Here is a 394-nt window from a genome sequence, read left to right as displayed (position 1 = left end):
CACGCTGAATCGCCCCCCCCCTAAACCGGTACGGTTATGCCTTTAATGTTTTAACCTATAAATATTTACCGATAATTGGCTGCGCCTATCGGTGGATAACTCAAGCCACCACGCAAAATCGACGCTGAAAGCGGCCTAAAGGCCGGGGCACCCCTGCGGGGTTCCCCCACCCTTCGGGCGGCTCCCCCTCCGGCTGAAAATGTGGCCGCAAGCGGCCAGCCGTTCACCAAGCGCGGACAAGCCGCGCACGCAGCCCCACCGCCTCAGCCTGGACAAACAGCAGTTGGCACCCAAAGGCCGCAAAAGCGGTTTTTCAGAAAGGCAGGCCAACGGCCAGCACTCCGAACAAGCCCCGAGACTGGCCGACACTCTCCCATCCCCCCCGCCCCTTCCC

Origin of the sequence: Aeromonas simiae (assembly GCF_000820125.1) — a bacterium.
Lineage (GTDB): Bacteria > Pseudomonadota > Gammaproteobacteria > Enterobacterales > Aeromonadaceae > Aeromonas > Aeromonas simiae.
Note: the sequence above shows the minus strand (reverse complement) of the source record.